Annotated in this window: 8 protein-coding genes; all 8 read right to left on the bottom strand. The window is 62.4% G+C overall.

The window, feature by feature from the left end; all coding sequences use genetic code 11:
• Positions 1-49 precede the first annotated feature (49 nt).
• Positions 50-439, bottom strand: a complete 390-nt coding sequence (gene rplL / locus HMPREF2129_RS08635) for a 50S ribosomal protein L7/L12 (RefSeq protein ID WP_034665527.1) — start codon at positions 437-439, stop codon at positions 50-52.
• Between the two features lie 64 nt (positions 440-503).
• Positions 504-1,028 carry a 50S ribosomal protein L10 gene (gene rplJ, locus HMPREF2129_RS08630; RefSeq protein WP_034665525.1) on the bottom strand — a complete coding sequence of 175 codons (525 nt, stop codon included), beginning with the start codon at positions 1,026-1,028 and terminating at the stop codon, positions 504-506.
• Between the two features lie 260 nt (positions 1,029-1,288).
• Positions 1,289-3,607, bottom strand: coding sequence for a choice-of-anchor M domain-containing protein (locus HMPREF2129_RS08625; RefSeq protein ID WP_052093068.1), 2,319 nt, complete (start codon positions 3,605-3,607; stop codon positions 1,289-1,291).
• On the bottom strand, positions 3,588-4,493 hold the full coding sequence (locus HMPREF2129_RS08620) for an anchored repeat-type ABC transporter permease subunit (protein WP_232218134.1): 906 nt from the start codon (positions 4,491-4,493) through the stop codon (positions 3,588-3,590). Before HMPREF2129_RS08620 ends, HMPREF2129_RS08625 begins: the two co-directional genes overlap by 20 nt.
• Positions 4,486-5,265, bottom strand: coding sequence for an anchored repeat-type ABC transporter ATP-binding subunit (locus HMPREF2129_RS08615; protein WP_156959270.1), 780 nt, complete (start codon positions 5,263-5,265; stop codon positions 4,486-4,488). Before HMPREF2129_RS08615 ends, HMPREF2129_RS08620 begins: the two co-directional genes overlap by 8 nt.
• Complete coding sequence (locus tag HMPREF2129_RS08610) at positions 5,265-6,215, bottom strand: choice-of-anchor M domain-containing protein (protein WP_052093064.1); 951 nt, start codon at positions 6,213-6,215, stop codon at positions 5,265-5,267. Before HMPREF2129_RS08610 ends, HMPREF2129_RS08615 begins: the two co-directional genes overlap by 1 nt.
• Positions 6,212-7,825 (bottom strand): anchored repeat ABC transporter, substrate-binding protein, encoded by a 1,614-nt coding sequence (locus HMPREF2129_RS08605; protein WP_084576741.1) that lies wholly within the window; start codon positions 7,823-7,825, stop codon positions 6,212-6,214. Before HMPREF2129_RS08605 ends, HMPREF2129_RS08610 begins: the two co-directional genes overlap by 4 nt.
• Entirely contained in the window at positions 7,822-9,357 is a 1,536-nt protein-coding gene (locus HMPREF2129_RS08600; RefSeq protein ID WP_052093063.1) for a TIGR03773 family transporter-associated surface protein, read from the bottom strand. The genes HMPREF2129_RS08605 and HMPREF2129_RS08600 overlap by 4 nt, the downstream gene beginning before the upstream one ends.
• Positions 9,358-9,566 lie beyond the last annotated feature (209 nt).

The raw sequence follows: 9,566 nt of genomic DNA, 5'->3' as shown, positions 1-9,566 counted from the left end.
TTTCGGGGGCTAGTTCACCAATCGGCGGGGGCATGATGCGAAGACGCTCTTACTTGAGGGAGACCTTTGCGCCAGCCTCTTCCAGCTTGGCCTTTGCAGCCTCAGCGTCGTCCTTGTTTGCGCCCTCGAGGATGGCCTTCGGTGCGCCCTCAACCATCTCCTTGGCGTCCTTCAGGCCCAGGCCGGAGACGATCTCGCGGACAGCCTTGATCACGCCGATCTTCTTGTCGCCAGCGTCCTCGAGAACGACGTCGAACTCGTCCTTCTCCTCAGCAGTCGGAGCATCGCCGCCGGCAGCGCCCGGGGCAGCAGCAACTGCAACCGGAGCAGCAGCGGTAACGTCGAAGACCTCTTCGAATTCCTTCAGGAACTCGGAGAGCTCGATGAGGGTCATTTCCTTGAACTGCTCAATGAGCTCGTCCTTGGTGAGCTTAGCCATTGTGGCTTCCTTTCTTTATGCGGCCGTGTGGCCGACTTGTAAGTGTGTTTGTGGTGGGCTTGCCTTAAGCGGCGTCGCCCTGCTTGTCCTGCAGTGCGGCAACGAGTCGTGCCGTCTTGGAGGCCGGAGCCTGGAACAGGCCTGCAGCCTTTGCCAAAGAACCCTGGAATGCGCCGGCAAGCTTGGCCAGAGTGGTCTCGCGGTTGTCCATCTCTGCGACAGCGTCCAGCTGGGCTGCGTCGAGAGGGTTACCATCCATGTAGCCGCCCTTGAGGATGAACTTGTCGTTCTCCTTGGCGAACTTCTTCATCACCTTCGCAGCGTCAACCGATGCGTCGCCCTGGATGAAGGCAACGGCGGTTGGGCCGGTGAGAAGATCATCGAGACCCTCGATGCCCTGCTCGTTAGCAGCGATCTTCACGAGGGTGTTCTTGGCGACGTGCAGTTCAACATCAAAGCCCAGATCACCGCGCAGCTGCTGCAGCTGACCAACGGTCAGACCACGGTACTCGGTGAGGAACACAGCGGAAGATGACTCAAACTTCTCCTTGAGAGCCTTGAGCTCCGCAACATTCTTCGGGTTTGCCATAACACACGCCTCCTTCCCATTACTTCATGTCTTGTCCGCCCGGAGCTTTCAGACACTTTGCATCCGTTTTGGAGCGAAGCGACAAAAAGCCCCGTGCAGAAGCACGAGGCAGTGCGCATGTTGCGCGAAAGGTGCCACGTTTCTCCTGCGTGGGCCGATCCCTGGGTGGGATCCTTCGATCTGCCTCGAGGGCAGATGACCGACGGTCTTCGGTGAAACTTGAGCTCGGGTAGTACCCGTTCAAACTTCGGTTGAGTACCCTAGCGCTTCCCCTTGGCTTTTTCCAAATCCTTGATCAGGCGCCGCGCCGCGTTAAACAGCACGATCCCGCCAATCAGCGCCATCACGCCCACGCCTAGCGCGAGCCCGGACCAGAATCCGCCCGCCGTGAGTGACGCGAGCCCGCCGATGCTATCCACGCGATCAGTGTCCTCATCGGGCACGCCCATTCCGCTTATCGACGATTTAATCGGCGCCCCTTCCTCCCCCACCTCAACCGGCGGAACCTCTTCTGCTGGATCCTCCACCACATCCGCGATGCCCTCGGCAGCACCTGCTGGTGCAGGTTGGGCAACTCCACCGCCCACCGCCGCGGGTTGCGCAACGCCAGCTGGTGCAGCGACATGAGCGGGAGCTGGTGCACCTGCTTGGACTTGGGGTGCAGTGCCAGCCGGCTGGCCGGGCGCGGGCTTGGTAGTGGGTTTCTTGGTGTTGCCTTTGGTGTTGCCTTTCGTGTTGGTCTGGTTGGGGGTGGCGGCTTTGAGGGTGCCGTCAAGGGCTTTGCCGAGTTGCTGTACGGCGGTGCCTATCTGGCCGATGCTCTGCGGGGTCCATGGACTGGCTACCGATGGGGCAGACGGGAAACCCGCGCATAGCTCATCCGGATCACCCAGGTCCATATAGCCGGCAGTCTTATGTGCCTTGGCTGCCGCGATGGTTTTGTCCCCCACGAGGAATGGTACGTCGATGGAGTGGTCAATGCTCTCCCCCTCCGTGGTTTCCCCGCTGACGTTAAACCTCACGGTGTAGTAGCCCGGCCGATCAAAACCGAAGGCCATGTGATCGTGTGCGCGGGCTGGGTACTTCACTACGTGGCTGCGGTCGTGGGAATCAAAGGCGATCTTGAGACCACCGAGGGATTCATGCCACGCCAGCATCCGGCCGGGGCCGGTGTAATCACTGATGGACACCGTCACGGTGCTGCCGGAGGCCAGAACTTCGGGGGCGAGGTGATCCGTCGAAAAGCCTGGCCATGGCATGTTTGCCTTCTGTGACTGCGGTAAGGACCACAGGGTTTCCGGCTGGCCCGGCAAAGATTCCCGGACCTTTGCCGGCGGTGTCACCTTCGACGCATCAGGGACGGTCAGGGCGAACGTGCCGCTCGGGCGGGAGACGGTGTTGGCCGGATCAGAGCCGTCGAGAAGCTCAAACGTGATCGGTTTATCCCCACCGCCGGCCAGAGCGATATCGAGGTGGCCGTGGGTAATGATGGTGTCCGGCTTGCCCGCTAGAGCCTTGGCTGCCTGGCACTTCTCCGCAGCGTTGGGCAGGCGGGGCGCAGGCGTGCTGGGGCCGCTGGGCGGATTCGACGGCGCAGGCGGCTGGCTGGGTCCCGGTGATGGCCCAGGTGCCGGTGCTGGTGCTGGCGTGTCCGTGGGTGCCAGCGGGTTGGTGATGGGCCGCAGTTCCGTCGTCGTGCCCTTCGGCAACCCCGCCTGTTCATCGGTGCCGACTAGCCAGTACATGGTGACGGGGGTGGTGAGTTCCTGGGTGCCGTCGATAAGCTCGGCACGACCTTGCCACGTGGTGGCGTAAATACCGGGCTTGGTGAAGGTCCAGGTGAAATGGCCATGCGCACCCACTTCGTAGTCAATGCTGTGCTTGGTCTCATCGGCGCTGCTGAAGGCGTGCTCCACATCCCCGGCACCGCCCGCGCCAGCGAAGAAGACATTCATGTCGCCCGGTCCGGAGAATTCTTTGAGGTCGAAATACATGAGGTCGTCGACGAAATTGGTGGGGATCCGCCCATCCAACTCGTGGTTCGGGTCGAAGGCGCCAAGGCCCGCCCAGATCGGACGCCACTGGTCGAAGAAGCTGACGGACTGCGGGGCGGTCCACACCACATCACCCGGTGCCCCCAGGAAGGACAAGGCATCGGAGTCGGGGACGGTGATGCGGCTCACCTCATTACCGTCCGCATCCGCGTCGGGCGCGAGACGGAAACACACATCATCCATGGGCACCACGGATTGGCCATCCACCGCCATCACGGACAATGCGCCCTGGGCGTCGCGGGTGCCGTACAACGCATCAACGTGAGAGTGGTACAACAGCTTGCGGCCCGCGCAGGGATGGGTCACCTGCCTGCCCTCCGTGGTTGTCATGGTGGTGTCCGCGGGCAGGTTCACACCAAAGCCTGCATCGCCGGGGCGGTGGGCACTCGATACGACAGGGTCCGCAGCAGCAGTGCCAACCCCAAGGAAGGCACCACTTAAGGCGCTGCCAGCAACCACGAATGCGGCAGACACGGCAGCCACACCGCGGCGCAGAGCAGAAGTATCAGTTGAGTGAGTGAGCAAGGTTCTTCCTTAAGTCGTGCCGTGTACGGCGGCGAAAACGTTCGGTGGCCAGCCCCTGCTGGGGCGAAAAGAGCCAGCTGACTACAAAGAATGCGGTGAGACAGAGCACTACGGTGGCGCCGGTGGGGGTGTCATAGGCCCAGGAAAGCCACACTCCGAGGACGGAGCCGGCAACACCGGTGCCGGCGGCAAGCAACATCATCACGCCGAGCTTGTCAGTAAACATCCGGGCTGTGGCAGCCGGGGTGACTAGGAGGGCCACCACGAGGATGTTGCCGATCGTGCGCACGGAAATCACCACCGCCGTGGTCACCGCCAAGTACAGCAGCAGGTCCAGAACAAAAACGGGAAGGTTCATGGAACGCGCGGTCTCCCGGTCCAGACTCACCGCAGTAAACCACGGACGCAAGCCCAGCATGAGCCCCACAATGAGAATGCCGGCGGCCGCCGAAACCCACATATCCTGCTCCGACACCCCAGTCAGCGAACCGAAAAGGAAAGAAGTGAGCGAGGCGGTATAGCCCTCAACGCGGGAGATCACCACGAGCCCCACGGCGAACGCGGCGGCGTAGAAAATACCGATCACGGTGTCTTCCTTCACCCGTTCCCGCTGTGAGAACACCGCGATCAACAGCGCCACCGTCATGCCGGCAACAGCACCGCCAAGCAGCACAGACACCTGCAACGCAAAGGCCACAGCAATACCGGGGAACACAGCATGCGCCACAGCATCACCGATGAAGGCCATCCCACGAAGTACCACGTAGCAGCCCACCACCGCACAGACCACCGCCGCGATCACCGCCACAATAAGGGCGCGCGGCAGGAAACTCAGTTGAGGGTTGGTCAAATCAACCAGGAACTGCACAAAACTAATCTCAGGCACGAACGCCTCCTTGAACAGCATGAATTCCAGCCAACCACCGTGAATTCGGGGCCACACAAAAAGTTTCCGACCATGGCTGCGGGTCAGCGAGGTCCTCCGGGCTGCCATCGGCAACAATGCCGTGGTTAAACAGGATCAGACGGTCACAGGAATACACCGCCTCAGCGACGTTGTGCGTGGACATCACCACAGCCACACCGCTGTCCACCAGCTCGCGGAAGAGATACAAAAGTTGTTCGGTGGTGGGGATGTCAAGGCCGGTAAAGGGTTCGTCGAGAAGCAAAAGCTTCGGCTCACGCGCAAGCGCACGAGCGACGAGGACACGCTGACGCTGACCGCCGGAGAGCCTTCCCACTGGGCGTTCGCGCAGGTCCCACAGGCCGACCTGTTTGATAGCGCGCGCTGTGGCGATGTGGTCCGCGCGACTGGCGGGGCACCACCATGGGCGCAAACTCAGGCGGCCGCTGAGCACCATCACGTAAATGTCAATGGGAAAATCCCACGCCACCGCATGACGTTGCGGCACATAGCCGACGGCATCCCGCACCCCCTTACCGCGCTGCCCGGACACCTCAACCTCACCAGAATCGGCCTTGACCAGACCCAACAACGCGCGCAGGAACGTCGTCTTGCCCGCACCATTCGGCCCAAGCAACCCAACAAACTCCCCGGCGCCCACCGTCACGCTCACATCCGCGAACACACTCGCGGGGCCGTAATTGACGCGCAGCCCCTCCGCAACCAACACGGCTTCTTCCAAGTAATGGCGCATTAGGCATCCCCGCCCATCTCAGTGAGAGCCTCGTCCCGCGTGGCCCGCGCACGCCGCATCAACGCCGCGCCCGCGAGTCCCACGACGGCCACCACCAGCGCAAGCCCGCCAAGCACCCACAGCACCGAGCTATTGCGCTTCTCCGCGTCTGTCTGCTCCCCCACATCCCCATCTGCACTCCTCCACGGCCCCTTGAACGTGGCCTGAGCTGCCTGCTGTGGGTCTGTGCCATCACCAACGGCAAAGCGCAGCACCTGCTCATTGGTGTGCTCCACCCCGTCCTTGTCCTTGACCACAACGCGAGCCCCAATGAGGTGCACGCCCGGTTTGGTAAACACCCAGTTGGCATGCGTGTGCGTGTTCAGTTCCACCCACATCGGCTGGTTGCCAGCCAGACGTGAGTTCCACAGCTGCTGTGGCTGGGAGAACCCGCCGGACTGCAGGAACAGGGAGAAATCCCCCTCACCCTCATGCCCACCGAATTCCAGGTTCACACCATGATCCGTGGTATCCACCACCTTCGGCGACTGCGTATTCCAGCCCAGCCACGGCACCCCCTGGACCTCATTCTGCGGGACCACCCACACGGTGTCCCCGCCTTTGGCCCCGGTGAAATCAAATTCATTGCCTTCCGGAAGCGTCTGCTGGGCTGCGTCCGACACATCAAAGACAACGTCTTCGAGGTGCCGCCATACCGGTGGTGCGATGGAATCATCCCGCACCATCAGCTGCATCTGCCCATCCACGTATAGTGGCCCAAGGTCTGCATGGCCAGCGGAAATCACAGCCTTCTCCCCCAACGGGGCAACCTGTTCACTGTCATCCACAACTTGCTGGAGCGCCGGGTCCTGGGCAGTGCCTTGGGCAAAAGCCGTGGGAGCGCCCGCAAGCATCACCCCGCTGAGCGCAGCCGCGGTGAGGTGAGTGGCGATGGTGGCACGAATTGTCATGGTTCTTCTTTCTTTTCAGGCTTCGGGGTCCGCAAGCCGGACCCCGAAGCGGATAGGCAGGAGGTAAGTGAATGGGCATTCGCCCGCATGAACTCGATGTAGGAATGCGCGTTTCCGGTCCCGGGCGGGTCCAGCGCATCGCCGCGGATCGTGCACACGGCCACGCCGAGGCGCCCGGCAATTTCCTCGAGTTCGCTCGGGGCACTTTCCGCCCCCGGTTCCAAGAACACCGCTGGAACCCCGAGGTTTTCCAGGGTTCGTGTGAGCGCGATGATGTCGCGGGGGCTCGGCTCCACCGACGGATTCGGCGTGATGTAGCCGGCCAGGTTCAGCCCGTAAGCATCCGCGAGGTAGCCGTATCCGTCATGGGTGGTCACCAGATTGCGGTGATCCTGCGGGATCTGCGCAAGGGCCTCCTTGACGTCGTCGTTAAGGCGATCAAGCTCCGCCAGGTAGCTCTCCGCATTCGTGTTGTACTGCGCGCTGTGACTCGGGTCAGCCGCGCTCAGCTCATCCCGCACGACCTTCACCACCGCTTTCACGGCCTCCACGTCGTGCCAGAAATGCGGGTCAAATTCACCGTGGACGTGCTTGCCCAGCACGGCCTGTGGCAGCAGGTACGTTTCCTCGCCGGGGTTGCCCAAGAACCGGTATTCACGCCCCGCGGGCACTTCTTGCAGCGTCGCACTCGGCACAGCGATCACCGCGCGGTCATACGCATGGCTTATCGACGCCCCATCTGGCCCATCCCCCACCAACCCAACCGCGCCATGGTAGTCCGCCCCAAACTCAGCGGTGATATCCACGTGTCCACCGTTGAGCACGTCTGCCCCGGGCAACACCTCATGTGGGTTCACACCAACGGCAATGGTGAACGTCTGGTCTTTCAGCGGGGTCGGTTCAGCATTAATGTCCGCGCGCGCCGTGGCCCCCACGGTGACCGTGTACACACCTGGTTTGGAGAAGGCCCAGCTGACGTGGGTATGGGCGTCGATAGGCAGCGTCGTCTCATCCTTGCCATCCAATCCGTCCGCGGAATTGAACAGCAGCTCGGGCGTACCGAACGTGCCCACGATGTACGCCGCCATTTCCCCGGGACCGGCCACCTCCTTGAGAGCAATATCCGCCACTGCTGTCTTTGGCACCACGGCTTTGTCCTGCTCCGGAACCGCCACGCGCAGCCCCAACCAGGGCGCGTCCAGCCCGGCATCCTCGACGAGCAGCCGCGGCTGGAACCCATGGCGTTCTGCCTGCTCCGCCACGGGGACTACCCGTGTGCCTTCCGGCGCCGTGGTGTCCACCGTGCGGATGAGTCGCTGGGGTTCCAACAGAAGACCATTAGTGAACACCACGTCCGCGTACGCAATATCGCGCACCGCGCGCAACCCTAACTCATAACTGTGCGCATCCGCCCCCGGCGGGATCAGCCCCGTCACCTGGGCGGCATCACCGGCGACGTTGGAGACAATGTCCGCGAGTATGGACGTCGTTGCCACCACTTTCGCCTTGCCACCGTCTGCTTCCGTTGCCGTGCTATCCACCGCGCAGCCGGCGAGCGCGCCAACCAACCCCAGCGCCACAAGCACACAGGGAACCTTCAGCGTGTTCATCCGAAGATCTTCCGGGACAACCGCACCATGCCCGCACCGAACACCAGAACCCCCAGGCCCAGAACGGCAAACGGAACCGTCATGATGGACATGCCTGTGTCAGCGAGGCTGCCGCCACCGCTGGCACCTGCTGCTCCAATCGCATCACCGCCGATCCCGCTCGCAGGAGCGGCGCCGCAGTTACCTTGAGCGTCAAAGAGCGAACCGAAATCGAAGTGACCGCTATTGGCATTGCCTTGCCCACCCACAACAAAGGTCAGCGTGGCCGCGCCGGACACTGTCTGCCCGTCCTTCGTCTTTGCAGACTGCGCGATAGTCACCTTGTACGTGCCTGGCTTGCCGAACACCCAGGACGGATGCACGTGCGTGTTTGCCGGAATAGTGTGCGTGCCCTGCGCCTTGCCATCGGCTGCGCGGAACCACTCCTCACCCACAATCTGGCCCAGTCCACCTTGGGTGAACACGGCCATAGGTCCCGGCCCGTTGAATCCGGTGACCGTCCACGTCACCTCACCGGTCGTGTTCTCCACGAGTGACGGATGCTGCGTATTAGCACCCAACCACGGAACACCCGCCTGCTGGACAGAACCAATCATCCACACATCACCAGCCGGCACCGAACCTACCGCCTGCGGCAGACGCGCCTTCGCCTCATTGCCGAGACCGAAGCTCAAACTCGCCGGGTCTTTCCACTCCGCTGGGGACGTCCTATCGTCCTTCACCCGCGGCACCAACCCGGGGGAGCACTTCTGGCCGGCCTGCGGTGCCTGTCCTGCGCCTGCGGCGGGTGCCTGCGACTTGCTCTGCGCTGGGGCCACGGGCGCACCCGCCGACTGCGCGTTTGCTGAGCGGTTGGCCGCCAGCGGGGTTACACCATTTGCAGCCGCGTTAGCCCCAGTAGCTGCCCTATTGGACGCACCACCGACCTCCCAGGTGTACACCGCCTCGTTGGACTCAGCACCGCCCGCGGAGGCTTTCACCTTCATGGTGTACACGCCCGGCTGAGTGAACAGCCAGCTCGCATGCACGTGAGATGGCTCCGCTTGGTGGATCACACTGCCCGGTTGAATGGTCAGTTCACCACCGGACAGAACCGGCCCAACGCCACCGAAACCCTTCTGCTGGAACAACCAGACGTCACCGGGACCAGCAATATCCGTGACGGTGATGTCCACGGCCCCGAAGCCGCCCTGCCTCACATCGTTGGTGTCCCAACCCGGCCACAACCGATCGCTCTCCTGTGTTTGGGGCAGGTAGTAGCCACCGGTGCCGATCTCCGGAACCTGGGCCGTGTCATCCGTGTATGTGTGCTCCCCCACCGAAAGCAGAACACTCGCCGGGTCACGCACAACGTGCTGGCCGGTGACATCCTCACGTAGTGCCAGCTTCAGCTGATTGCCCTCCGCCGCGACATAGAAAGCATCCACGTGGCCACGATCCAGCACAACATCAGCAGCGTTGGCTGGGCCGGCACCAACAGCCGTGGCCAGCAATGCGCAGACGAGAACCACGAATGCTTTCAGGTGTGACACTGGGAGACCTCTTTTCACTTTCCCTAAAATAACTTCGCGTCACACTACTGCAAATGGGAACCGTTTTCATAATGGTCGGATTAGTCACCCACATTTGGCGGTAATCGTTTTCAATAATCGATTGTTCCCCTCCCCTGCTGTAGCCCCGCTACCCTCTGCTCGCGGGAATCGTGCACCCCAAGCACCGAAAGCGAAAACCCCGCCGGTGC

The organism is Corynebacterium tuscaniense DNF00037, assembly GCF_000759055.1.
GTDB lineage: Bacteria > Actinomycetota > Actinomycetes > Mycobacteriales > Mycobacteriaceae > Corynebacterium > Corynebacterium tuscaniense.
This window is presented reverse-complemented; position numbering and strand designations above follow the sequence as displayed.

Excerpts from the sequence above, each read along its gene's own strand:
- rplL (WP_034665527.1), bottom strand. The coding sequence starts at position 439 with ATGGCTAAGCTCACCAAGGACGAGCTCATTGAGCAGTTCAAGGAAATG.
- rplJ (WP_034665525.1), bottom strand. The coding sequence starts at position 1,028 with ATGGCAAACCCGAAGAATGTTGCGGAGCTCAAGGCTCTCAAGGAGAAG.
- HMPREF2129_RS08615 (WP_156959270.1), bottom strand. The coding sequence starts at position 5,265 with ATGCGCCATTACTTGGAAGAAGCCGTGTTGGTTGCGGAGGGGCTGCGC.
- HMPREF2129_RS08610 (WP_052093064.1), bottom strand. The coding sequence starts at position 6,215 with ATGACAATTCGTGCCACCATCGCCACTCACCTCACCGCGGCTGCGCTC.
- HMPREF2129_RS08605 (WP_084576741.1), bottom strand. The coding sequence starts at position 7,825 with ATGAACACGCTGAAGGTTCCCTGTGTGCTTGTGGCGCTGGGGTTGGTT.